This is a genomic window from Lentisalinibacter orientalis (assembly GCF_040706535.1).
Lineage (GTDB): Bacteria > Pseudomonadota > Gammaproteobacteria > Steroidobacterales > Woeseiaceae > Lentisalinibacter > Lentisalinibacter orientalis.
On sequence record NZ_JAPDRJ010000005.1, the window covers coordinates 172070 to 197411 of the forward strand.

A 25342-nucleotide genomic window follows, 5' to 3' on the forward strand; every position below is an offset into this window, starting at 1 on the left:
ACACAGAGGTAGATGCCATGAGCAGCGGAGCAGCAGCGGCAGTCACGTCGACCCGCAAACCCACACGCAAACCAATACGCACCGGCCAGGAGTACATCGATAGCCTGCGCGGCCGGAACCTGAAGGTCTGGCTGTTCGGCGAACTGGTGGAAGAGCCCGTCGACCACCCGATCATCCGGCCCTCCGTCAACGCCGTGGCCCGCACCTACGACCTCGCCGTGGAGAACCCGGAGCTGGCCACCGCCCTCTCGCCCTTCACCGGCGAGCGGGTGAACCGGTTCCTGCACGTGGCGCAGTCCGCCGAGGACCTGGTGATGCAGAACAAGATGCAGCGCCGCCTCGGCCAGCTGACCGGCACCTGCTTCCAGCGCTGCGTGGGCATGGACGCGCTGAACTCTCTGCACTCCGTGACTTATGAGATCGACGAGAAGCACGGCACGGACTACCACGCCCGTTTCACCGAATTCGTGGCCGAGGCCCAGCGTGACGGCGTGGTGATCGGCGGCGCCATGACCGACGTGAAGGGAGACCGCAGCCTGCCGCCCCACAAGCAGGCGGACCCGGACCTGTTCGTCCACGTCACGAGGCGCAACGACGAGGGCGTCTGGATCACCGGCGCCAAGGCCCATCAGACCGGCTGCCTGAACTCCCACTGGTTGATCGTCATGCCCACCATGCGTCTCGGCGAGGGCGACGAGGACTACGCCATCGTGGGCGCCATCCCGGTGGAGGCCGAGGGCATCACCTACATCTACGGGCGCCAGTCCTGCGACACCCGGGCCATGGAAGGCGGCGACATCGACACCGGCAACAACGAGTACGGCGGCCAGGAGGCGATGGTCATCTTCGACGATGTCTTCATCCCCTGGGACCGCGTCTTCATGCACGGCGAGTACGAGTACGCGGCGATGCTGGTGGAGCGCTTCACCTGCTATCACCGCAGAAGCTACGTCTGCAAATCCGGCGTGGGCGACGTGCTGATCGGCGCGGCGGCCACCGTGGCCGAATACAACGGCGCGGACAAGGCCTCCCACATCAAGGACAAGCTCACCGAGATGACCCATCTCAACGAGACCATCTATTCCACGGGCATCGCCGCGAGCTACCAGTCCCACAAGCTGAAGTCCGGCGTCTGGATCTGCGACGACATGATCGCCAACGTGTGCAAGCACCATGTGACGAAGATGCCGTACGAGATCGGCCGTCTGGCCCAGGACCTCGCCGGCGGTCTCGTGGTCACACTGCCCTCCCAGAAGGACTTCGAGAGCCCGGAGATCGGCGGCCTGCTGGAAAAGTACCTGAAAGGCCGCGCGGACATCCCCACCGAGAACCGCATGCGCATCCTCCGCCTGATCGAGAACATGACGATGGGGCGCAACGCCGTCGGCTATCTCACCGAGTCCATGCACGGCGCCGGCTCGCCCCAGGCTCAGCGCATCCAGATCGCCCGCGCCGCCCAGATGGACTTCCGGAAGGCACTGGCCAAGGAGCTGGCGGGCATCGAGGAGACGGACCGCGAGGAGATCCTGGAGACGTTCACGGACTACTTCGCGCGGGTATTCGCGACGGCGGAACCGAAGGCGAAGGCGTAGCGCCGGCCCGGCTGCGCGCACCCGATGTCCGAAGAGCGCAAGCCCACACGCAAGCGCGAGTCCGAGGACAACGGCAGCGAGCCGATCGCCTCCATCGAGGAATCCGGCACCGGCACGGCGGATCAGCCGGACATCGTCGCCGCCACGGCGCGGTGGCTCGTACCGCTGATCCGACCGGCCGTCCTGGTGGTGCTGGCCGGTCTCGGCGCCGGGCTGTGGGTGTCGGCGAACGTCGACCGGCACTGGGTCGAACAGAAGGTCACCTATAACGTCTACGAGAACGACGCCGGCCGCCTGGTCTACGTGGAGCGCGGCCGGGAGAAGCCGGTACTCGACGTGGTGCCCTACGGCGAGTCGCCGCTGCGCCAGGCGGCCCTGGACGAACTCGAGGGCGAGCCGCCGCTGGAAGAACAATGGGTGGTTGAGACGGTGCCCGCCGATGACGGCAGCGAGCGCCGCTATTCCCTGCTGGAACCCACCTACCACTTCGGTCCGTGGTCGCTGCTGCCGGCAGCCATCGCCATCGCACTGTGCCTGCTGACCCGCGAGGCGCTGACCGCCCTGTTCGCCGGCGTCGTCACTGGTGCGTTCATGCTCGGGCAGTTCGACATCACCAACGCCGTGCTGCTGCCGAGCCTCGCCAGCGAGAGCGCCGCCGCCATCCTGCTGCTCTATCTCTGGCTCGTAGGCGGTCTCATGGGCATCTGGTCGCGCACCGGCGCGGCACAGGCCTTCGCGGAATTCATGACCACGCACTTCGTGAAGGGGCCCCGCTCGGCCAAGCTGGTCTCGTGGCTCATGGGCGTCATCTTCTTCCAGGGCGGCACCATCAGCGTGGTGCTGGTGGGCACCATCGTCAAGCCGGTGGCGGACAAGGAGCGCGTGAGCCACGAGGAACTGGCCTACATCGTCGACTCCACGGCCTCGCCCATCGCCTCGGTGCTGGCGTTCAACGCCTGGCCCACCTACGTGCAGGCGTTCATCTTCATTCCGGGCGTCGCCTTCCTGGCCACCGAAGAGGAGCGCGTCCGCTTCTTCTTCCAGAGCGTGCCGTTCAGCTTCTACGGCATCCTCGCGGTGCTCGGCACCCTCCTGCTCTCACTCGGCATCACCCGTTTCGCCGGCCCGGGCATACGAGCCGCCCGCAAACGCGCCCGCGAGACCGGCGAGCTGGACGCTCCCGGCGCCATCCCCATGAGCGCGAAGGAGCTGCACGCGAGCCACGTACCGGCCGGCTACCGTCCCCAGGTGGCCGAGTTCTTCGTGCCGCTGGCGCTGCTGATCGCCATCGCCGTCGGCACCTTCGTGGTTATGGGCACGCCGCGGGTGAACTGGGCCTTCGGCGCGGCACTGCTGCTGTCGGTGCTGGTGGCGCTGTTCAAGGGTATGCACCTCGGCCAGGTCATCGAAGGCATCGGCGACGGGCTGAAGGGCGTGGTGCTCGCCTCGGTCATCCTGATGCTGGCGGTCACCATCGGCGGCATCAGCCAGGAGATCGGCGCCGGCACCTACCTGGTGCAGCAGCTCGGCGAACGCATCCCCTACTGGGCGCTGCCGGTGGCGCTGCAGCTCATGACCATGATCATCGCCTTCTCCACCGGCACCAGCTGGGGCACCTATGCCATTGCCTTCCCGCTGGCGATGCCGCTGGCGTGGACGGTCGGCCAGGTGCAGGGGGTAGCCAACCCGGAACTCTACCTCTCCGTCTGCTTCGCCACCGTGCTCAACGGCAGCGTCTACGGCGACCAGTGCTCGCCGATCTCGGATACCACCATCCTCTCCGCCATGACCACCGGCTGCGACCTCATGGACCACGTGAAGACCCAGATCGTGCCGGCAAGCTACGCGGCCGGCCTGGCCGGCCTGCTCTGGACCCTGGCCGCCTGCGCCGTCGCCTGACCCCGTCGTGCTTCGCCTCGGTCACCGGCTGACCGAGCGCCGCATCGAACGCTTGGACGGCTAACCGCGGCGCTCGAAGATCGCGTACCGTAATATCGTCCACCGTGGATGACCGACCCAGCCGAAGGACTCCGACCATGGCCGCACCACTATGAAGCGCTATTCCCTGATGTGGTGGCTGGTCATCCTGCCTACCTCGGTAACGGTGGGCGGCACTTCCATCCTGCTTGCCAGCCTCCTTACGGACTGGGGCGTCTTCACGGTTCTCGCCGTCGCGGCGGTCGCAACCGCCCTCGCCGACCTGGCGATAGCTGCCTGGATGGAGTCTATCGCTCCAACCAGGGTCCATATCGGTCCGGGGGAAAAGCACCTGGTATCCGATCGGCCTGCCGAGAAGGCCGTCGTCGTTGACGGTTTCGAATCGGAGCCGCACGGCCACGTATCGATACGCGGGGAGACGTGGCGAGCGGTCCGCGCACCCGACGATACCGGAGCCCTCGCCGCGGGGATGACCGTGAGCGTCGTCGACCGCGAGGGCCTCACCTTGATCGTGTCCACCGTGCCCCGCTAGCGGCCCGGTGGGCTACCCGGCTACTGCAGTACCGGCTTCGGCGTCCGGTCGCTGTAGTAAAGCCCCCAGTGCTTCTCCGCCTTGTCCATCGGGTTGGCGCCGTCGAACCCGCCCTTCCACTTTTCGTCGAACGACGTGAAGTAGAACGAGATGATCCTGTTGCGGTCCACCCATGGATCGTACTGATTGAAGAAGACTTCCTGCTCGGCCTCACCCGCCTTACCGATCAGTCCGCCTTCGTGGCTGCCGTCGCCATAGACCCGGCTCGTCGGCCAGCCGGTCTCGCAGTAGGCAATCTTGTGCTCGGGATGACGGCTCTGTATGTCGCGGTAGATCGACTCGGTCCATTCCATCGCGACATCGAGCGTCTTGTCGTTCCAGAACGCATAGGCGTGCAGGCAGATGAAATCCAGTTCGTCGGCCACCCGGCTTGCCTGGGGCTTGTTCCAGAAATTGTAGTCGTCCGCCACCGTCACCGGCTGGTCTATGCTTTCGCGCACCTGCCGGATCTTGTCGATGACACCGTCCATGTCATCGATGCGGTGGTACGACCAGTCGACGAATATCTCGTTGCCGACGTTGACCGCAATGATGATGTCGCTGAAGCGATTGGCGTATTCGATCGCGAGCCGCACCTGCTCGTCGTTCTCCTGCTCGGTCTTGTGGGCGTCCAGCCAGATGCCCTGCATGACCCGGATCGGCAGGTCGTGCTCCTCGATCACCTCCAGGATGTTCCGCGCCTGCTCATCCGCGCCGTAGAGTCGGATCAGGTTCCACCGTGGCGCGAGAATCCTGAGGTCTTCGAGTATGTGCTCTTTCGACGTCAGCGCCTCGCCGGGCGCTTCGCCGTCCCGGTAGGCACCATACGAGATTCCGTTGCCGATCCATTTGCCGTCGAGCATCGGCTCGAAAGGGCGCTTGGTCACGGCGTTACTCTCCGCAACGTCAGTGTCCCCGTCGGGAGTCGTCGAACCGCAAGCTGCGAGCGTGAGAGCCGCCGCAACCGGTACCCAGAAGTTTCGATATTTCATGGAGCCAGGCCCTTATCATTCTTGTGTCGCTGCATAACTTACTACACGGACGCGCTCCGTTCCTCCCTTCCCGCGCACTTCACACATCCACGATTGCCAGACAGCGAAATCCGTCCTAGCGTGGAATAGGGAGAGGAATGGCAGGGAAGCCAGGACGTCACGAGGAGAAGACCGTGACAGACTACATCAGAAAAAGCATCAAAAAGGGGCAGATGGCCGAGTCCCAGGCGGATGTGGCGCTGCGTCCCGAGGTGCGCCGGCAGAGCGGCGAGTTGCGCCACGGCGAGTGGATCCGGCAGGCCGAGTCGCAGCTGAAATCGAGGCGATTCACGAATCCGCTGTTCGCACTCGTGGTCGTGTTCGCGTTCCTGTTCGGCGGGTCGCTGTATCTGTTCGAGAACCTGCCGGTCATCGCGGGCGATCCGATGTACGCGATCAAGATCACCGTGGCCAGCTTCTTCGCGGTGAGCCTCGGTTTCATCCTCTCGGTGTGGTGGAACGCCACCTCCCGCTTCGACGCGAAGCTGCGCGAGGCCGAGAGGATCGACCGGGAGTACCGCGAACTGCTGATCGGCTTCTCGGACAGCCTGTTCGACATCATCAACGCGCTGAACACGCTCGCCACGAAGCCGCCGAAGCCGTTCGTGATCGCCACGGAGTTCCTGCTCGGCGAGTACATCCACCTGCTGCAGAGCCAGCTGCAGCGCTACGGTGACTACATCGCCGGACTGGGCTTCGACGCGACGGGCTTCCTCGACGAGAAGATCCGCATCTTCGAGGGCATCCGCGAGCGGGCCAGCCTGTCCATCAAGGGCATGCCGAAGGAGATCGAGTCGCTGTTCGTCGACAGCCTGAACCTGCAGACCGAGAAGCTGATCGACCCGCAGGCACGGCGTCAGAAGAGCCTGCAGGAGACGCTGGCGGACCTCGGCACGGCCGAGAAGGGACCGGAACTCAAGCGCGCCGGCTAGTGTCCTGTCTCGCTAATTCGCAGCCTTTCAGCGCCTGACGCGGCCCGCCAGCTCCACCGTCGTGCCTTTCTCCGACACGGCGGTGGCGCTGCCCGTGATGCGCAAGGCGGTGTGCCCGGCCGCATCGCTCAGCAGCAGCACGCGCCCCGCGGCCGCCCGGTTCGCGGTCGGCAGGTCGACGAATTCGACCGGATCGGTCGCCGCCGCGGCTCCGGCGAGTGCTAACGTGTCGGTCAGCTCCGGCCAGATGCCCGCCGGCAACTCGCGCAGCGACAGTCCTGCCAGCGCAGGCCGCATGCGGATCGTGACATCGATCGGCTCCACCGTGACCCACGTCAGGCCGGAGATCCCCGCGGCCTGGACCGGGCCGGCGCCGATGCGGCGCAGGACGGCGTCCGACGCTTCGAGCGCCCGCCCGAACGCCTCGCCGGCAGCCGGCTCGGGCGGTAATTCGGGCTCGCCCACGGCGATCTCGAGGGTGGCGGTGCTGCGGCGTTCCTCCCGGTCCGTGAGTGTCACCAGGAAGAGGTATACGCCGTCCGCCGTCAGCCGCTGGTTGATGTAGGGGCTGAAATCCAGCGTGACGTCGTAGGCCTGCAGCGGACGGGACTCCAGACCGAACAGCGGGAACAGGGCACGGTCCGGCGTGGTGGCCAGATCGGCCTCGAACTCGCCCTGCCTGACGACCAGGGAAGCGATGCGTGCCGGCGCCTCCGCCCGCAGGCGCACCGGCGGGAACGCGCCGGGCTCGCCGCGCTGGACGCTGGTGATGGCGAAACCCTGGGCGGTGAGGCGGGGTGGATCGGCGGCTATCGCGGGCTTGGTCAGTAGCAGGAAGAACAGAAAGTAGAAGAGTAAGCGGAGGTTCATGGCTGGCTGGTCTCGTTCCGTGATCGCGGCGGAGGATCGGGGCTGAAGCCCCTCCCACATCTATCTTTCCCGCAGGCGGCGGGTCATGCCGCGGGCGTAGAGCCGCGGGGTGAGTCTGGCCATGTAGTACGACAGTCGCCCGAGGAAGCTGAGCACGACGATGTGTTTTCCCTTCTTCGCGCCGCGGACGATGGCGTCCGCCACGTCGTCGGGCTCGGCCAGGCGGCCGATCATGGTGCGCCTCGTGCCGGCCGGTCTGCCGTCGCCGCCCATGGCCCGCTGCTCGAAGGGGCTGCGCACGAAGTTCGGGCAGGCCATCATCACGCGCACGCCGTCCGCGGCGACCTCGCAGCGCAGCGACTCGAAGAAGCCGTGCAGCGCGTGTTTGCTGGCCGCGTAACCGGTGCGCCCGTACAGCGGCGCGACACCCGCAATGCTGCTGGTGACGACGATCAGGCCCTTCGTCGCCTTCAGATACTCCAGCGCGGCCTTCGTGCAATTCACGCTGCCGAAGAAGTTCACCTCCATCACCTTGCGGTACACGTCGAGGTCGGTCTCCTCGAACAGGCTGCGGTGGACGGTGCCGGCATTGTTCATCAGCACGTCGAGACGCCCGTAGTGGCCCACCACCGCCCGGACCGCGCGCTGGCAGGCCGCATAATCGGTGACGTCGCACTCGACGGTCATGACGTCTGCACCCGTCACGCGCAGCCCTTCGGCGGCCTGCTCCAGCGGTTCGGGCTCGAAGTCCAGCAGGGCGATGCGGGCGCCCTCCAGCGTCCAGCGCCGGGCCAGTGCGCGTCCAATGCCGCCGGCGCCGCCCGTGATGGCGACCACCGGGCGGTAGTCGGCATCGCCGGCGAGGCTCTTGTCGTCCGGCTCGTCCCGGTCCTCCAGCCAGATGCGGAAGGCCGCCGCGGAGGAGATGGGCGTGTAGCCGAACTCGCTCTTCAGCCGTTCGTTGGAGAGCACCGGGCGATAGCGCAGGAAGTCCACCGTCTCCGGGCCGTTCACGGTCTTGCCGAGGCGCTTGGCGAGGCCGAGCCCGGCAGCCAGCAGGGCGGCGGGCACGGGCACGTAGGGCTTGCGCAGGGCCTTCGCGATGGCTTTCGCGGTGAGCGCGCCGTCGCCGGCGACGTTGTAGACGCCGGTCTGCTCGCCGAGCGCCGCCTGCACGAGGATGGCCACCAGGTCCCGGTCCCAGACGAACACGAAGGGCGCATCCGTGCCGAGGATGCCGGGCACCACCGGCCCCTCGAAGATCTCGGTGACCGGGCTGCTGGTGCCCTTGCCGATGACCGTGCCCGGCCTGAGCAGCACCTGGGCGAGTTCGGGATGCGTGACCCGGTACTCGGCCAGTATCCGCTCCACCTCGCTCTTGTTGCGGCTGTACTCGAACGCGGGATGGCCGCGGGCCGGCGCCTCCTCGGTCATCCAGCGGGGATTGTCGGGGCTGTAGCCGTAGGCGGCCCCGCTGGTGGTGACCACGAAGCGCCCCACGCCCGCCTCCACGCAGGCCTCCAGCAGCCGGCGGGTGCCGATGACGTCCACCCGGCGGGCGAGGTCCGGCGGCGCGTCCGGCGGCGGCTTCAGAATGCTGGCGAGGTGGATGACGGTATCGATGCCGTGCTCCCGGAGCAGGGGCCCGATGTCCGCGCTGGCGATGTCGCCGCTGACCGTCACCACGCCCGCCGGCGCCTCCGCCTCGCGGATGTCGTAAGCGACCACCGTACCCACGTCGTCGTGGCCGGCCAGCTCGGCGATGGTCAGCCCGCCGATATAGCCGGCCGCGCCCGTGACGAAGATGTTGCTCGGCATGGATGCCTCCCGTGTCTGTCAGCCGGGCAACGCCCGTCCGGTCCCGTCGCCGGAATTGTCACCGGAATGGCCGCCCGGCTCGCGCCGCGACCACAGGGCGGCCAGGGTCAGCCCGCCGACGATGTGCCAGCTGCCCCACCAGGCCGCCACAATGGCCATACCGCCCAGCCCCGCGAAGAAGGTGAAGATCAGCGCGAGCCCCAGGCCGCTGTTCTGGATGCCCACCTCGATGGTCACGGCGCGGCGGTCCCGCGTCGAGAGACCGGTGAGCCGGGCCGCGGTGTAACCCAGCGCCAGAGCGAGGGCATTGTGCGCGGCGACGATCCCCAGCACCGGCAGTATAGCGAGAGTGAGGTATTCCCGGTCGCGCCAGAACGCGAGCACGATGAAGCTCAGGAAGAACAGGCCGCCCGCCACGCGCAGCGGGCGGCGCATGCGGGCGGCGAACTCGGGATAGCGGGAACCGGTCCACATGCCGGCGAGCAGCGGCAGCGCCAGTATCAGCAGGATAGTGATCACCATGATCACCGGGTCCACGGCGATGTCCGCGAGCAGCCGCCGCGTGTCCGGGTCCAGTGCGGCCCAGAAGGTGAGGTTGAACGGCGTCATGAACATGGCCGCCGTGCTGGTCACCGCCGTCATGCTCACCGAGAGCGCGGCGTTGCCCTTCGCGAGCCATACCAGGAAGTTGGAGACGTTGCCGCCCGGGCAGGCCGCGATCAGCATCATGCCCAGCGCCACGCTGGGGATGGGGTCGATGAGCTGGACCAGCAGGAAGGTGGCCGGCGGCAGCAGCAGGAGCTGGGTGGCGATGCCCACGAGCGGACCCCGCGGCGCCTTCGCCACCGCCCGGAAATCCGACAGACGCAGATCCAGCGCCACCCCGAACATGAGCAGCGCGAGGATGATATTGAGCGCGAGCAGGCTGGCCGGCTCGAAGTCCAGCCTGATGGCGTCGAGGGCGGGATCCACGCGGGCGGCTCAGCCGCTCAGCCCACCGGCTCCCCGTGCATCTCCTTGAACTCGGTCAGCCCCGGCGCCATCAGGTGGGCCATCGGGTCCACGTCCACGTGGATTACCGCCGGCCGGCCGGACTCCATCGTACTCCGGAGCACGCCCTCCAGCTCCGCCGGGTCGGCCACCCGTTCGCCGATGGCGCCCATGGCCTTCGCGACCTCGTCGAAGCGGGTTTCCTCGAAATCCGTGTTGATGGTGGAGTCGGCGTCGATGCCCATGGCCTTTCGGAGCTGGCCGATGCCCACGGTCTGGGTGAGCTTCACCATGCCCCACTGCTTGTCGCAGAGCACCACGTACACCAGCGGCAGCTTCTCGCGCACCGCCGTCTCCACCTCCTGCAGGTGCATGGCCATGGCCCCGTCGCCGATGATGCAGACCACGGGGCGATCCGGGCAGGCGGTCTTCACGCCGAGCGCCTGGCCGACGCCGGCACCGAGCATGCCGAACTTGAAGGTGGAGTAGATCGCATCCGGCCTGGCGTTGCGGTAATAGTGCGCGCACCACACCGCCGTGTTGCCGCCGTCGATCACCAGCATGGCGTCGTCGCCGAACACCTCCCGCGCCTTCGCCGGCACGTGGGCCGGATGCATGGGCGACTTGTCCGAGGCGAGCACGGCGTCCAGCCCGGCGCGGACCTTCGCGCGGGCTTCGGCGAGTTCCGCGATGGCCTTGCCGCGCGCCGTGATGAGCGCATCGGCCACCGGCTCGCGCTCCAGTTCGGCACGCAGCGCCTGCAGGAACACCTTCACGTCGCCGACGATGCCGAGGCCCACGGGGCGGTTGCGGCCAATGATGTCCGGGTCGATGTCCACCTGGATGGTGCGCTTGGGCACCTCCGGGTCGGAGCCGCCCCAGAACCGGCCGCGGCCCCACCAGTCGGTCTCGCCCACGCGCGAGCCCAGGATCAGGAACAGGTCGCTGCGACCGCGCGCCTCCCGGGCCACGTCCAGGGTGCTGTTGGGGATGGCGAGCGGACTGGATTCGTCCAGCGCGCCGCGGGCGCCCCAGCTGACCGTGACGGGCGCCTGCAGCAGATCGGCCACGGCCTGCAGTTCTGCCGCTGCGTCCGCGTGCACGATTCCGGTGCCGCCGTGAAGCATCGGGAATTGTGCCTCGCGCAGCATGTCCGCCGCCGCGCGCACCTGATCGGGATGGACCGCCAGCGGCGCCACCGGCCGGTAGCTGGCCGGCTCGCGCAGGAAGTCGACGGGATAATCCGCCGGCCCGTTCATCAGGTTCTCGGGCACGTCCAGGTGCACCACGCCGGGACGCCCGATCCATGACATGCGGAACGCCTCCCGCGCGAGCTCCGGCAGCCGGTCCGGCGTGGCCACCGCGCCCGACCACTTGCTCATGGGCGCCGTCGTACCCACCTGGTCGAAATACTGGAACGTGCCGCCCCGGTCCGGATATGCGAGCCCGGTGCGCCGGCAGCTCGTGATCAGCAGCACCCGGTTGCCCTCGCCCTGTTCCACGGCCACGCCGGGCAGGATATTGGCGACGCCGGGCCCGTTGCTGGCCATGCAGACGCCGAGCCTGCCGGTGGCGCGAGCGTAGGCGCCGGCCATGTGCGCCGCGGTGGATTCGTGCCGCGGCGACACCAGGCGGATGCCATATTTCTGGAACGCGGTGTAGAAGCCGAGATAGGTGCCGTCCACGATACCGAATATCGTGTCCACCCCTTCCTTCGCCAGCATGGCGGCCAGCACCTCGCCGCCGATCATCTGTTTCGTCGCGGGTGATTGCGCGTCGTTCATGGTGTCCCCCTCGCCTTTCTCATGCCGGTAGGAGGGCCTTCAGGCCCGATGCCGATTGCCATTTTCAAAACGGGGGTCGGGCCTGAAGGCCCTCCTACAGCCCCATATCGAATCGGGGATAAATCCCCTCCTACAACCTTAATGCGCCGTCCACCTCTATGCAGCGGCCGTTCACGTAGTCGTTCTCCAGGATGAACTGCACCGCATGGGCGATCTCGTCCGGGTCGCCCACCCGGCCGGACGGTATGCCCTTGGTCAGCTTCTCGCGGGCCTCCGGCTTCATGGACATCACCATCTCCGTGCCGATGAAGCCCGGCGCGATGGAGGCGGCGCGGATGCCGTAGCGGGCGAATTCCTTGGCCCAGACGACGGCCATGGCCTGCACGCCCGCCTTGGTGGCCGAATAGTTCACCTGACCCATGTTGCCGGCGCGGGAGATGGAGGAGATGTTGATGATGCAGCCCTTCGAGCCGGTGGCGATCATCTTCGCGGCCGCTTCCCGCCCGCACAGGAACACGCCGGTCAGGTTCACGTCGACCACCAGCTGCCACTGGTCCAGCGACATCTTCGAGACCAGTTCGCCGTCCTTGACTTTCAGCGTCAGCGCATCGCGGGTGATGCCGGCATTGTTCACCAGCCCGTGCAGCGCGCCGAAATCGCTCCCGATGTCCTCGAACAGGGTGACCACCGATTCCTCCTCGGCGACGTTGGCCTTGTAGACGGCCACCTGGGGCGAGCCGGCCTTCTCGCATTCTGCGGCAGTCGACTTCAGGGCGTCCTCGTCGAGATCCACCAGCGCCAGCTTCGCGCCGCGGGAGGCCAGGCGGAGTGCCATCGCGGCGCCGAGTCCGCGCCCGCCGCCGGTGATCGCAATGGTCTTGTCTTTGAGGTCCATGGGAATGATTGCTCCTCGTTGTCGTTGTCGAATGCGTGTCGTTCAGCCGAAGACGTACTCGCCAGGCGCATCGCGCAGCGGGCGATAACCCTTGCGCGGCGCGCCCATGGACGGCGGTTTCACCCGGCTGGTGGTCTGCGCGTCCAGCCACGCATCCCACACCGGCCACCACGAACCGTCCTCCGGCGGCGTCTCGGCCAGCCAGCGCTCCGGCGCAATGTAGCTCTCGCCCGGCGCACGGGTGCGCAGGCGGTAGCGGCGCCGCGGGTGGCTGGGGCCGCTGATGATACCTGCATTGTGGCCGCCGCTGGTGAGCAGGAAGGTCACCTCCGCGTTGGTGAGCCGGTTGATCTTGTACACGGACTTCCACGGCGCCACGTGATCGGTCTCCGTGCCGACGACGAACAGCGGCACGTCGACGGCGTCCAGGTGCACCTTCTCGCCCTCCACCTCGAAGCGGCCCTCGGCCAGATCGTTGTCCAGGTACAGCCGGCGCAGGTACTGGGAATGCATGCGCGGCGGCATGCGGGTGCCGTCGGCGTTCCACGCCATGAGGTCGTTCAGCTGCGGCTCCTTGCCGAGCACGTAACGGTCGACCGCGGGCGCGTACACGAGATCGCTCACCCTGAGCGCGGCGAAGGCGCCGCCCATGTTCTCGACGCCGAGATAGCCCTGCTTCCACATGAAGCTGTCCAGGAACGAGACGATGCTGTCGGAGAGGAACAGCCGGATCTCGCCGGCCTCCGTGAAGTCCGCCTGGGCGGCGAAAATGGTCAGCGACTTCAGCCGCTCGTCGCCGTCCCGGGCCATCTTCGCCGCGGCGACATAGGCCAGCGTGCCGCCGATGCAATAGCCCACCAGGTGGATCTTGCGCCGCGGCACGACGGCGCTCACCGCGTCCAGCGCCGCCATGATGCCCAGATTCAGGTAGTCGTCCATGCCCAGGTCCCGGTCGTCTTCGGTCGGGTTCTTCCAGGAGATCATGAACACCGTCTTGCCCTGCTCCACCAGGTAGCGCACCAGCGAGTTCTTCGGCGAGAGATCCAGGATGTAGTACTTCATGATCCAGGCGGGCGTGATCAGCACCGGTTCGGCGCCAACGTCCCCGGTCTGCGGCGTGTACTGGATCACCTCGATCAGACGGTTCTCGTAGATCACCTTGCCCGGCGTCACCGCCACGCTCTCGCCGGGCCGGTAGGCTTCCACGCCCGGCGGCGGCAGGCCGCGGGCCCGGCGCAGCTGATCGTCCACCAGGTTGCGCGCGCCGCGCAGAAGGTTACGGCCGCGCTCGGCGACGGTGGTCTGGATGACCTCCGGATTCGTGACCGGCACGTTCATCGGCGAGGCCAGGCTCAGTATCTGCTGCGCCATGAAGGCGACCAGCTGCTCGCGGGACCGGTCGACGCCGTCCACACCGGTGGTGGCCTCCTGCCACCAGTCCTGGCTGAGCTGATACCCCTGGGCCATCACGTTGAACGGCCAGCGCTGCCAGGCCTCGCCCTGCATGCGCCGCTCCATGATCCGCGCCGGCGGCTCGCCGCCGTGGCCGAACATGGCCTTGACGTTGTAGATGCCCAGCTGGACGGTCTTGCGTATGAAGCTCTGGGCGAGCAGCGCGACCTTCCCGGGGGAGAGACTGAGATGCACCAGCCAGTCGAGATACGCCAGCGACAGTTCCACCGGAGACATGCCCCGGGTGGCCCGCGCGATCAGCGACCGCACCTCGCGGTCCAGCTTCTCCGCGTCCTGCCTGCCCAGCGGCTGATACTCCCTGACGAAATCGTCAAGCGATGCCGCAAGCGAGGTCCCTTTTTCTTCTTCGCCGCCGTTGTCCGCCATGGTCTCGACCCCCGGATCGTGCGCAAACAGGCTTGCCTGATGCTACAGGCTTCTTGCGGTGCAGCAAGTCGGGTAAACCGAAACGTGTTCTCTTATGGCCGCCCTGCGGGGGTATCCATCTTGCTCCCGACAAAAGGTCGCGGCGATGGATACCCCCGCAGGACGGCCGCCTCGTGGTGGCGTGCAGGAGCTGCCGGTCAGACACGGTGACTGACGGGTGCCAAGCCTCTCGGCTACGGGTCCGTCAGCGGGTGGATAAGGGTTGCGGGGTCGTCCGGACCGACTGCAGCCAGGACGGCGGGAAGAAGGTCTGGCCGAAGCGAGCGAGGATAGGACGTCCGAGTGAGCGTCCCCGTGACCCTTATCCACCCGATGGCGGGCCAACGCCAGAAGAAAGCCGGATCGGGCCTGAAGGCCCTCCTACGTGGTTATTTCACCGTGTGGCGGGTGCCTGGTTCGGGCGGGTCTTCCGGCGGGCCGGCGAAGCACTGGGCCATGGCCATCCAGCGGACGGCGGTCTCGCCCTTCACGTCGAGGCTGGTGTCAGCCACGTTGCGGGTCTGGGTCACCACCTGGCAGAACTCGGTGGCGTCACCGGCCACGGTGTTCACCTCGCTCGGCTCGTTGAACTCCCAGACGGCGCCGGAGGGCGCATCGAGGCGGACGAACGGCGGCTGCTCCGGTATCTCCAGGCCGCGATTGCGGAAGGTCCAGCCGAAGGTGTTGACGCCGAGAACGGCGATGCTCCTGATGCGGTCGGCATCCCGGCGCACGACGCCGAGTTCGTCGTAGACCTCCTGGCCGTGGGCCCAGGTCTCCATGTGGCGGGCGGTGATGGCCGAGCGCACGCTCATGTCCGGCCCGGCCCACTGCACCCGGGCCTTCGGGTCGGCCTCGCGGAAGCGCTCGCACATGGGCAGGTAGAACTCGCGCCACGCCTCCAGCAGGGCGCGGCCGGCGAGCTCGCCGCGCCACTCCCGCTCGAAGGCCCGCATGCCGCCTTTCTGCGCCGCGGCCATCACCTCGGCCAGGAACTGCCGGAACGCCTCCGGATCCGCCAGCGACAGCGCGGCCGCCCGGTTCCAGATGTGCAGGTGGCTGATGACGTCGTCGATGGTCCAGTCCTTGAACTGGGTGGGCCGCGCGAACTGCTCGTCGCCCAGCGGCGCGAGCAGCTGATACAGCGCCTCGCTCTCGTCGCGGAAATCGATCACCTGCTGGAACATGGCTGCCTCCCCCGTTGCCGAATACCTTCAGTCGTCCAGGAATTCGCCGAGCCGCTCGTAGGCGGCGAGGAAATCCTCCTGGAACTCCTGCACCACGGCGCGCACGGACTTCTCCTGGTTCATGAGACCGACGCCCTGGCCCACCCAGTAGGTGGCGAGCTCGCCCGCGCCGGCGTGACCGCCCTGAGCCAGCTTGTCCAGCTTTCTGAGCGCCGGTTCGCTGACCAGCGACTGCAGCGGCATGGGCAGGGGCTCGGGGCTGTCGCCGGACTCCCAGGCGTCGGTCCACGGCGAGCGCAGCTGACGGGACGGTTTGCCGGTGCGGCTGCGCGAGCGCACGGTGTCGCGCGAGCTCGCTTTCAGCATCTTCTCCTTCACCACCGGATTGGTCTCGGCCTCGGCCGTGGTCAGCCAGACGGAGCCGGTCCACGCGCCGTCCGCGCCCATGGCCATGCAGGCCGCCATCTGGCGCCCGGTCACGATACCGCCCGCCGCCAGGATGGGCACGTCGCTGATGGGCCGCACCGCCTCGCAGACCTCCGGCACCAGCACCAGTGTGGAGACGTCGCCGCAGTGGCCGCCCGCCTCGCCGCCGGCCACCACCAGGATGTCGACGCCGGCGTTCACCTGGCGGATGGCGTGCTCCTTCGCACCGACCAGAGCGGCGACGGCCACATCGTGCTGCTTGCCCATGTCGAGCATGATCTGCGGCGGCACGCCGAGTGCGTTGGCGATGAGCTTGATGGGATGGGAGAAGGCCACCTCCAGCAGCTCGCCGGCGCCGCCCTCCTGCAGGTTCTTTGCAAAGCGCACGTGCTCGCGACGCCCGTCCTCGAGGTCGTCGGTGGGGATGTCCCGGCTCGCGAGCAGGCCGGCTGCGAACTGCTTGTGCGCGTCGGGCACGGCGGCGAGCAGCTGGTCTTCGTCGACGGCCTGGCCCTTGCCTTCCACCTTGTTGGGCACGATCAGGTCCACGCCATAGGGCTTGCCGTCGACATGGTCGTCGATCCAGGAAAGCTCCTCCTCGAGCCGGTCGGGCGGCAGCGTCACCGCGCCGAACACGCCCATGCCGCCGGCACGGGAGACGGCCGCCACCACGTCGCGGCAATGGCTGAAAGCGAACAGCGGGAACTCGATGCCGAGTCGCTCGCACAGGGGTGATTTCATAGATTCCTCCGGTCAGTCAGGGTCGCCGGCGGCTCAGGCCGCGTCGTCGTCCGCCGGCTCGATTTCCAGGATCAGTTCGTCGGCCGCCACCTGCCGGCCGGCCTCGCAGTGCACGGCGGTCACCACGCCGTCGATCTCGGCGCGCACCTCGTGCTGCATCTTCATGGCTTCCAGCACCAGCAGCCGGGTGCCTCGCGTGACGCTTGCGCCGGGCGCGACCGCAATCTCGGTGATCAGCCCGTGCATGGCGGCGGTCACCCGGCCGCCGCCGGCCTCCTCGGCCGCCGCGACGCTTTCTCTCAGATTCTCGAACGCGGCGGCGCGCCCGTCCACCGACACGTGGATGAACCCCGGCCGGGACAGGTGGAACAGCACGTCGACGATGCGGTCGTCCATGCGGTCGGAGATCGCTATGCGCGCCCGGTGCGCTTCCCGCCCGAGGATGTGCAGCCGCCAGTCACCGCCCGCGCCGGCCACCGCCACCGTGCCGTCGGGCGCGGGGCTGACGGCGAGATCGACCGGCTCGCCGTCCAGCTCGTAGCGGTATCGCGACACCAGGCTGCCGGCGCTCGACCAGCCGAGCAGCCCGGGCGATACACCGACGGCGGCCGCCAGCGCGGCTTCGCCGGCCAGGGTGTATTCCAGCAGCGCCGCGACGGCGGCATCGGCCGGTTGCGGACCGCCGCCGAACGCCCCCTCGCCCTGCTTTTCGAGGAAGGCCGTGGTGACGCGGCCCTCGGCGAACTCCGGCCGCCGCAGCACCTCGACGAGAAAGTCCCGGTTGTTCGTCACACCGAACAGCGCCGTTCTCTCCAGCGCCCGGATCAGGTTCAGCCGGGCGGCGTCCCGGGTCTCGCCGTGACTGATGATCTTGGCCACCATCGGGTCGTACCAGGGCGAGATCTCCGAGCCGGTCGCGACGCCGGCGTCCACCCGGACGCCCTCGCCCGACGGCGGCAGCCACAGTTCGATGCGGCCGGTAGCGGGCATGAAGTCCCGGGCGGGATCCTCGGCGTACAGGCGCACCTCGATGGCATGACCCTGCAACGCGATCTCGTCCTGCTCGATGCCGAGCGCGCGGCCCTCGGCCACCCTGAGCTGTAGCGCGACCAGGTCCAGGCCCGTCACCATCTCGGTCACCGGATGCTCCACCTGCAGCCGCGTGTTCATCTCGAGGAAGTAGAAATGCCCGGACGCGTCCAGCAGGAACTCGACGGTGCCGGCACCCCGGTAGTCGATGCTGCGGGCCGCATCCGCCGCCGCGGCGCCCATGGCCTCGCGCAGCCTCTCGGTCATCACCGGGCAGGGCGCCTCCTCCACCACCTTCTGGTGACGGCGCTGCACCGAGCAGTCCCGCTCGCCCAGGTGAATGACGGCGCCGTGGTCGTCGGCGAACACCTGAATCTCAACGTGGCGGGCGTCGACCACCGCCTTCTCCAGGATCAGCTCGCCGGAGCCGAAGGCGCTCTCCGCCTCGCTGCGAGCCATGGCGAGTGCGGAAGCCAGCTCGGCTTCGTGCTCGACCCGGCGCATGCCGCGGCCGCCGCCGCCGGCGGCCGCCTTCACCATGACGGGATAGCCGATGTCCCGGGCGGCGGCGGTGAAGGCTGCGTCGCCCTGGTCCTCGCCCTCGTAACCGGGCACGCAGGGCACGCCCGCCTCGATCATCCGCCGCTTGGCCGCGGCCTTGTTGCCCATGAGCTCGATGGCGCCGGCGGGCGGACCGATGAACGTCAGTCCCGCGTCGGCGCAAGCGCGGGCGAAGTCCGCGTTCTCCGCCAGGAAGCCGTAGCCGGGATGCACGGCGTCGGCGCCGGCAATCTGCGCCGCGCGCAGCACGGCCTCGATGTTGAGGTAGGACTCGGCGGCGGGTGCCGCACCGATGCACTCGGCGGCGTCGGCCAGGCGCACGTGCGGGGCGTCGGCATCGGCCTCGGAGTACACCGCGACCGCCCGGCGCCCCGTCGCCTGCACGCCGCGGATGATGCGGCAGGCGATCTCGCCCCGGTTGGCGACGAGGATGCGCTCGAGCATCACGGCGACCAGCCCGGTTTGCGCTTCTCGACGAAGGCGGCCACGCCCTCGCGGCCCTCCTCGCCCAGCATGCATTCGGCAAAGCGCTGCCCGGCGAGATCGGCCATGGCCTCGGCGTCCAGGTGGACCGCCGCCCGCGCCAGTTCCTTGGTCACGGCGATCGCGCCGGGCGCGCAGCGCAGCACGTCGGCGCGGATCACCGCCTCCAGGGTCTCCAACTCGTCCGTATCGTTGGCGAGGAAGTCCGCGATGCCGATTTCCTTCGCCCCGGCGCCGTCGAACTCGGCGGCGGTCAGCATGATGCGCCGCGCGGCGGCCAGGCCGATGCGGCGCACGACGTAGGGCGCGATCTGCGCCGGCGGGATGCCGAGACGGGCCTCGGTCAGGGCGAAGCGGGCGTCGCGGGTGACCACCACCACGTCGCCGCCGCACACCATGCCGAGGCCACCGGCGACGGCCGCGCCCTCCACCAGCATCACCACCACCTGGGGCATGGAGTCCACCAGCGCGAACAGCTCGCCTCCCCGGCGGCTGGCCGCGGCCACGTCGTCGGCGCTCTGGCCGCCGCCCTGGAAGACCGCGCGGAAGCCCTTCACGTCGCCGCCGGCGCAGAACATCCCGCCGCGACCACGGAAGGTGATGCCGCGCACAGTACGGTCGTCGCGCACCGCTCCCAGCACCGCGATCAGCTCCTCGATCATCTCGGCGGATAGCGCATTCCTCGCCTTCGGCCGGTTCAGCCAGAGGGTGAGCCAGCCGCCGGCGAGCTCCAGGTCCAGGTTCTTCGTGTCGGGCAGGTCGCTCATGGTTACATCCTCGCGATGCCGAAGCTGTTGGGTTTCACCGTGCGGTTCCTCGCCTCCCACACCGTCTCGAGCATGAAGCCGAGCGTGCGGCGGCTGTCCCGGGGATCGATCATGCCGTCATCCAGCATGTGGCCGGAGGTGTAGAAGGCGCTCGACTGGGAATCGAAGTGCTCGGCCAGGCGCCGCTCCTGGGCCTCGACCTCCGCCGGATCCAGCTCCCGGCCCTTCGCCTTCGCCGCGGCCCGGGTCACGATGGACATGGTGGTGGCCGCCTGGTCGCCGCCCATCACACCGGTGCTCGCGTTCGGCCAGGTCATCAGGAAGTCCGGGTCGAGGCCGCGGCCGCACATGCCGTAGTTGCCGGCGCCGTAGCTCGCTCCGATCATCAGCGTCAGGCGCGGCACCGAGATGTTGGTGACGGCCTGGATCATCTTCGAGCCGTGCTTGATCATGCCGCCCTGCTCGTAGTGCCTGCCCACCATGTAGCCGGTGGTGTTCTGCAGGAAGACCACCGGCAGGTCGGACTGGTCGCACAGCTGCAGGAACTGAGTGGCCTTGGTGGCGCCGTCCGGATCGATGGGCGCGTTGTTGGCGAAGATGCCGCAGGCCTGGCCGTGGATCTCCGCCTGCACGCAGACCGTGCCCGCGCCGTAGCGGGGCTTGAAGTCCAGGAAGTCCGAGCCGTCGACGATGCGGGCGATGACCTCCCGCACCTCGTAGGGCCGGTGGTAGTCCAGCGGCACGATGCCCGCGATCTCGTCCGGGTCGTACAGCGGCTCGGCGCCGCCGCGCGCCGGCGGCCGCGGGCAGCGGTCGTTCCAGGCGAGCCGGGCCACCACCTCGCGGGCGATGAGCGCGGCGTGGGCGTCGTCCTCGGCCACGTACTCGACCAGGCCGGATACCGTCGAGTGCATCTCGGCGCCGCCCAGTTCCTCGTCGGTGGCGATCTCCCCGGTGGCCGCCTTCAGCAGCGGCGGACCCGCCAGGAACGCCTTCGCCCGGCCGCGCACGGCGATGACGTAGTCGCTCAGGCCGGGCATGTAGGCGCCGCCGGCCGTCGACGAGCCGTTGAGGATGTTGACCACCGGGATGCCGGCCGCGCTCAGGCGCGCGAGATTCGCGAAGAAGGTGCCGCCGTCCAGGAAGCCGCCCACCTTGTACTGCATGAGGTTCGCGCCGGCGCTCTCCACGCTGTGCACGAAGGGCAGTTTCTGGGCCAGCGCGATCTCCTGGCCGCGCAGGATGCGGTAGGCGGTGGGTTCGGTGAGCGAGCCGGCCTGAATGCCGGAATCGCTCACCGAGACCACGCAGCGCACGCCGGCGATGAAGCCGATGCCGACGATCACGTTGCCGCCGGGCAGCGACTTCTCCTCGTCGCTGGTGTCGTAGAGGTAGCCGGCGATGTTGCCGATGGCGAGGAACGGCATGCCGGGATCGAGCATCGCCGACAGGCGCTCCCGGGGCGTGAGCTGGCCGCGTTCCTCGAAGCGGGGCCGGCGCTGCTCGGAGATGGCGGCGCCGCGGGCATTGAGGCCCTCCAGCTTCTCGATCAGGCCGAGCATGCCGGCGCGGTTGTCGGCATAGCCGTCGGCGGCGGTGTCGATCCGGGAGTGATAGACGGGCATGTCAGAGCGTCTCCGCCAGCGCGGCCGGCACGGTGATGGGATGGTCCAGCAGGACCTGGGCGTAGCCCTTGCCCTGGGGGTCGTTTCGGAGGCTCGCCACGCCGCCGCCGCCGAGCACCTCGTGCAGCAGGAAATTCACGGCGCTCGAGCCGGGCAGCAGGAAGCGCTCGACCGGGCCGCGGAGGAAGTGGGCGAAGCGGGCCGCGACGGCGTCCTCGGTGAGAGCCGTCCAGATGTATGGCAGGTAGTCGGGCCGGCGGGCGATGATGCCGATGTTGGCCTTGTCGCCCTTGTCGCCGCTGCGGCCCCAGGCGAGCTGAACCAGCGGCACCTCGACGGTGTCGCCGGCGAGATCGGGCGTGGCCGGCGGCGCCGGCCGCCGGATGTCATCCGCGTCGAACGGGACGCCGGGCAGCGGCTGAACGGGAGCGGTGGCGCCGTCGACGTCGACGGTGACCGGCACGTCGGTCTTCGGGTACAGGAAAGAGAACAGGCGCACCACCGGCGAGGGCTTCGGCCGGCCGCCGCCGGAGAACAGCGTGAGGCCCGGCGGCGCGCTCAGCGCAGCGCCGATGGTCTCCTGCAACAGCGCGCCGACGCCGCGGGGGTCCGCGTGTTTCGCGGCGATCTTCAGGGTGACTTCCCGGGCGCCGGCGATGCGCCGCGCGGCGCCGTAGTGGCTCTCGTCGCCGAAGACTTCCACCAGGGTCTCGGTGTAGTCGTCCAGGCCCTGGCGCTCGAGACGGCTGCGGGCTCGGGTCAGTGCGGCGTCCGCATAGGCCCGTGCCTTGCGGTCGGCATCGAAGCCGTAGAAGAACAGGAGCTGGCCGCCGCGGTAGCCGTCGGCGTAAGTCGCGCTCACCTTGTAGGTATCGGTGGGCGGCCGGCCGCGGGCGCCGCTGACGCGCACCCGGTCCGGGCCGGCCTGCTCCAGGGTGACGCCGGTGAAGTCGCAGATCAGGTCCGGCAGGACGTAGGCCTGCGGGTCGCCGATCTCGTAGAGCATCTGCTCGGCGACGGTGCCGATGCTGACCAGACCGCCGGTGCCTTCCGGCTTGGTGCAGACGAAGCTGCCGTCGGGCGAGATCTCCGCGACGGGATAGCCGATGTCCGCGATGCCGTCGGCCACCTGCTCCCAGTCGGTGAAGTTGCCGCCGGTGGCCTGGGTGCTGCATTCGAGGATGTGGCCGGCGACGCTCGCGCCGGCCATGGCGTCGTAGTCGTCCGGGGACCAGCCGAACTCGTGCAGGCAGGCGGCCAGCGTGACGGCGCTGTCGACCACGCGGCCGGTGACGACGATGTCGGCGCCGGCGTCCAGCGCGGCGGCGATGGGCAGCGCGCCGAGGTAGGCGTTCACGCTCGCGATACGCTCGGCCGGCGGCAGCGGCGCGCCGGAGAACATGTCACGGATCTCCGACCCGGCCAGGTCGGCGATGCGGTCGGTGAGGTCGTCGCCGCGCACCACGCCGACCTTGAGTTCGAGGCCCGCTTCTTCCACCAGTGCGCGGATGGCATCGGCACAAGCGTCCGGGTTTACGCCGCCGGCATTGGAGATCACTTTGACGCGTCGGCGGGCGATCTCGGTCAGGTTGGGCCTGATGACGGCGGAGACGAAATCGGTGGCGTAGCCGCGCTCCGGATCGGCGCCGCGCGCGCGGGCCATGATCGACATGGTGATCTCGGCGAGATAGTCGTAGACGAGGTAGTCGACGCCGGCGGCGAGCAGCTGCGGGGTGGCCACCGAGGTCTCGCCCCAGAAGCCGACCGCACCGCCGACGCGCAGGATGTCCTTCGCCATAAGCCCCTCTGGCCGGCGTCTGCAGCCGGCTCCGGTTGACTATGAAAGCAATTCAGTATAAATGAGTCAAGTTCATTTTTGCCTTTGCAGGCTGGATACGAGCATGAGTAACGCCGAGCCGAGGACGCGCCGCGAGCGGGTGGAAGCGCGGGAGGAGGCCATCATCGCCGCGGCCCACGAGGTGTTCCGGGAGCACGGCTTCGACGGCGCGCGCATCGCGGAGATCGCCGGGCGGGCGGCGGTCGCCGAGGGGACGATCTATCTCTACTTCAAGAACAAGGAAGCGCTGCTGCACGCGGTGGTGGGGACCTTCTACGAACGGCTGACGGCGAGTGCGGAGGATGGCGTGCACGGGCTCTCCGATACGCGCAAGCAGCTCGAGTTCCTGGCACGGCACCACATGATCAGCTGTCTGTCGGAGTGGCGCATCATCGAGCTGGCGATGGCGACCTACCGGCAGATGTCGGAGTACGAGAGCTCCGGGTATCTGCAGTTCAACAAGACTTATGTGGCCGTGTTCGACCACGTCATCCGGGAGGGCATGAACCGGGGCGAGATTCGCAAGGACATCCCCATCTGGAACATCCGCGACCTCTTCTACGGCGCGCTCGAGTACTCGTGCCGCACCTATCTGCTGCGGGGGCACGCGGCCGACGATCTGGTGGAGATCGCGAGGAACGTCCAGCGCCTCATGCACATGGTCTGGCAGGGCATCGCGCGGGTCGGCGAAAAGCCGCCGGGCCACGCCGACCTGGAGGCGATCACCCGCCGCCTGGAAGCCATAGCCGCCCGCCTCGAATAGGTGCCGGACCGAACTTTTGCAACTTTTCCAACTTATTCTGGAAAGGGGTTTAGCTCGCCGGACAACGCTCCGACTTCAAAGAAACGCAAGAAAGTTGCAAAAGTTCGGTCCGGCACCTCTACTTTTTGATTTCGCGTTTCAGGGTTTTTTGCAGCGTGTCGCCGTAGGGCGGGCGGATGCCGATTAGCTTGGCGACGCTCACCTTCGCCTGGCGGTAGACCGCCTTGCGGTGGCTGAACTCCCGGAAGCCGTCGATGCCGTGGTAGGCGCCCATTCCGCTCGGGCCCACGCCGCCGAACGGCAGGTCCTCGTGGCCCACGTGCCAGATCACGTCGTTCAGCGTCACGCCGCCCGACGTCGTGCGCTCCAGCACCTCGCGCTCCTCGTCCCTGTCGGTACCGAAGTAGTACAGCGCCAGCGGCCGCGGGTGATCGTTCACGTAGTCGATGGCCTCGTCGATCCCCCCATACGTCATCAGCGGCAGCAGCGGGCCGAAGATCTCGTTCTTCATCACCGCCATGTCGTCGCTGACCTGCTCGATGAACATCGGCGGAATCTTGTGGCTGCCCTGCTGATGCGCGAAGTCCTCACCCGCGGGATTCAGCTCCACGATCTTCGCTCCCTTCTCCTTCGCGTCCGACACGTAGCCCTGCAGCCTCGTGTGGTGCCGCTCGTTGATCACCGACGTGTACTCGTCGTTCGCGAGAATCTTCGGGTACATGTCGACGGCCACCTCCTGCATCGTCTTCAGCAGCTCGTCATGCCGGGACTCCTGCACCAGGATGTAGTCCGGCGCCAGGCAGATCTGCCCGGCGTTCATCAGCTTGCCGAGCATCACGTTCTCCGCCGCCTGCCGGATGTCCGCCGTCTTCGAGATGATCACCGGCGACTTGCCGCCGAGCTCCAGCGTCACGGGCGTGAGGTTCTTCGCTGCGGCCGCCATCACGTGGCGGCCCACCTCGGTGGCGCCGGTGAACTTCAGGTGATCGAAGGGCAGCGTGGAAAACGCCTTGCCCACCTCCGGCCCGCCGAGGAAGAAGGCGAGCTCGGTCTCGTCGAAATACTTCGCGGCCAGCTCCGCCATCAGGGCCGAGGTACGCTCCGTGAACTCCGACGGTTTCACCATCACCCGGTTACCGGCCGCGAACATGCCGGCCAGCGGCATGAAGGTCAGATTCACCGGGAAGTTCCACGGACTGATGCAGCCGACCACGCCCTTCGGCTGGAAATGCACCCGGGCCTTCGCGCCCAGCAGCGGCAGCGGGAAGTCGAGCTTCCGCTTCTCCGGCTTCATCCACTTCTTCACGTGCTTGCGCGCATGCTTCAGCGCGCTCACCGACGACATGATGTCGGTCATCATGGACAACGGCCGCGGCCGCCCCCCGAAGTCCGTGTCCATGGCGGCGACCAGGTCGTCCTTGTTGTCGATGACGAGATCGATGGCCCGGTTCAGCCGGTCGATACGGGTCTCGACGGGAACGAAGCCCTCCTCGAGGAAGGCGCGGCGTTGTTTCTCCAGGACCGCGAGCATGTCCTCACGGGTGGGCTCGGACGTCTTGGCACGGATCTGGTCTGCGACGGCGCTCATGAGTTCTCTCCTGTTGCGGCGGGTGCCGGCGGCACC

Annotated in this window: 19 protein-coding genes; 5 read left to right on the top strand and 14 right to left on the bottom strand. The window is 68.2% G+C overall.

Annotation, left to right across the window (positions count from 1 at the left end; translation table 11 throughout):
- Positions 1-17: 17 nt before the first annotated feature.
- The 3 genes from ACJMK0_RS16560 to ACJMK0_RS16570 all read left to right on the top strand — a co-directional run bounded on the left by ACJMK0_RS16560 (position 18) and on the right by ACJMK0_RS16570 (position 4062).
- Complete coding sequence (locus ACJMK0_RS16560) at positions 18-1592, top strand: 4-hydroxyphenylacetate 3-hydroxylase family protein (protein WP_405239973.1); 1575 nt, start codon at positions 18-20, stop codon at positions 1590-1592.
- A gap of 24 nt (positions 1593-1616) precedes the next feature.
- Entirely contained in the window at positions 1617-3491 is a 1875-nt protein-coding gene (locus tag ACJMK0_RS16565; RefSeq protein ID WP_405239975.1) for a Na+/H+ antiporter NhaC family protein, read from the top strand.
- Positions 3492-3642: 151 nt separating this feature from the next.
- Positions 3643-4062, top strand: coding sequence for an NfeD family protein (locus ACJMK0_RS16570; RefSeq protein WP_405239977.1), 420 nt, complete (start codon positions 3643-3645; stop codon positions 4060-4062).
- Positions 4063-4082: 20 nt separating this feature from the next.
- Here ACJMK0_RS16570 and ACJMK0_RS16575 read toward each other — a convergent pair whose 3' ends face one another.
- Complete coding sequence (locus ACJMK0_RS16575) at positions 4083-4988, bottom strand: glycoside hydrolase family 17 protein (RefSeq protein ID WP_405239979.1); 906 nt, start codon at positions 4986-4988, stop codon at positions 4083-4085.
- Between the two features lie 278 nt (positions 4989-5266).
- Here ACJMK0_RS16575 and ACJMK0_RS16580 point away from each other — a divergent pair, with 278 nt between their 5' ends.
- Positions 5267-6064: a hypothetical protein gene (locus ACJMK0_RS16580; protein WP_405239981.1), complete on the top strand. Its 798-nt coding sequence runs from the start codon at positions 5267-5269 to the stop codon at positions 6062-6064.
- Between the two features lie 27 nt (positions 6065-6091).
- Here the strand turns inward: ACJMK0_RS16580 and ACJMK0_RS16585 are convergent, their stop codons facing one another.
- The 12 genes from ACJMK0_RS16585 to ACJMK0_RS16640 form a co-directional block, all read right to left on the bottom strand.
- Positions 6092-6934: a hypothetical protein gene (locus ACJMK0_RS16585; protein WP_405239983.1), complete on the bottom strand. Its 843-nt coding sequence runs from the start codon at positions 6932-6934 to the stop codon at positions 6092-6094.
- Positions 6935-6994: 60 nt separating this feature from the next.
- Positions 6995-8752 (bottom strand): SDR family oxidoreductase, encoded by a 1758-nt coding sequence (locus ACJMK0_RS16590; protein WP_405239985.1) that lies wholly within the window; start codon positions 8750-8752, stop codon positions 6995-6997.
- 18 nt (positions 8753-8770) lie between these two features.
- Entirely contained in the window at positions 8771-9724 is a 954-nt protein-coding gene (locus ACJMK0_RS16595) for a bile acid:sodium symporter family protein (RefSeq protein ID WP_405239987.1), read from the bottom strand.
- 17 nt (positions 9725-9741) lie between these two features.
- Positions 9742-11526 carry a thiamine pyrophosphate-binding protein gene (locus ACJMK0_RS16600; protein WP_405239989.1) on the bottom strand — a complete coding sequence of 595 codons (1785 nt, stop codon included), beginning with the start codon at positions 11524-11526 and terminating at the stop codon, positions 9742-9744.
- Positions 11527-11656: 130 nt separating this feature from the next.
- Positions 11657-12421: an SDR family oxidoreductase gene (locus ACJMK0_RS16605; protein ID WP_405239991.1), complete on the bottom strand. Its 765-nt coding sequence runs from the start codon at positions 12419-12421 to the stop codon at positions 11657-11659.
- 42 nt (positions 12422-12463) lie between these two features.
- A complete protein-coding gene (locus ACJMK0_RS16610; RefSeq protein ID WP_405239993.1) occupies positions 12464-14260 on the bottom strand; it encodes a PHA/PHB synthase family protein in 1797 nt (598 codons plus the stop codon).
- Positions 14261-14688: 428 nt separating this feature from the next.
- Positions 14689-15486, bottom strand: a complete 798-nt coding sequence (locus ACJMK0_RS16615) for a TIGR03084 family metal-binding protein (RefSeq protein ID WP_405239995.1) — start codon at positions 15484-15486, stop codon at positions 14689-14691.
- Positions 15487-15513: 27 nt separating this feature from the next.
- Positions 15514-16653 carry an NAD(P)H-dependent flavin oxidoreductase gene (locus tag ACJMK0_RS16620; protein WP_405239997.1) on the bottom strand — a complete coding sequence of 380 codons (1140 nt, stop codon included), beginning with the start codon at positions 16651-16653 and terminating at the stop codon, positions 15514-15516.
- 33 nt (positions 16654-16686) lie between these two features.
- Positions 16687-18687, bottom strand: a complete 2001-nt coding sequence (locus tag ACJMK0_RS16625) for an acetyl/propionyl/methylcrotonyl-CoA carboxylase subunit alpha (RefSeq protein ID WP_405240298.1) — start codon at positions 18685-18687, stop codon at positions 16687-16689.
- Positions 18687-19493, bottom strand: a complete 807-nt coding sequence (locus ACJMK0_RS16630) for an enoyl-CoA hydratase/isomerase family protein (RefSeq protein ID WP_405239999.1) — start codon at positions 19491-19493, stop codon at positions 18687-18689. The genes ACJMK0_RS16625 and ACJMK0_RS16630 overlap by 1 nt, the downstream gene beginning before the upstream one ends.
- A 2-nt stretch (positions 19494-19495) precedes the next feature.
- The gene (locus tag ACJMK0_RS16635) at positions 19496-21118 is read right to left on the bottom strand and encodes an acyl-CoA carboxylase subunit beta (protein WP_405240001.1); all 1623 of its coding nucleotides are present in this window, start codon (positions 21116-21118) and stop codon (positions 19496-19498) included.
- 1 nt (position 21119) lies between these two features.
- On the bottom strand, positions 21120-22916 hold the full coding sequence (locus tag ACJMK0_RS16640) for an acyclic terpene utilization AtuA family protein (RefSeq protein ID WP_405240003.1): 1797 nt from the start codon (positions 22914-22916) through the stop codon (positions 21120-21122).
- A 103-nt stretch (positions 22917-23019) separates the two neighbouring features.
- Between ACJMK0_RS16640 and ACJMK0_RS16645 the strand changes: the two genes are divergently transcribed.
- Entirely contained in the window at positions 23020-23718 is a 699-nt protein-coding gene (locus tag ACJMK0_RS16645) for a TetR/AcrR family transcriptional regulator (protein WP_405240005.1), read from the top strand.
- A 118-nt stretch (positions 23719-23836) separates the two neighbouring features.
- Here ACJMK0_RS16645 and ACJMK0_RS16650 read toward each other — a convergent pair whose 3' ends face one another.
- The gene (locus ACJMK0_RS16650; RefSeq protein WP_405240007.1) at positions 23837-25306 is read right to left on the bottom strand and encodes a coniferyl aldehyde dehydrogenase; all 1470 of its coding nucleotides are present in this window, start codon (positions 25304-25306) and stop codon (positions 23837-23839) included.
- Between the last annotated feature and the right edge of the window lie 36 nt (positions 25307-25342).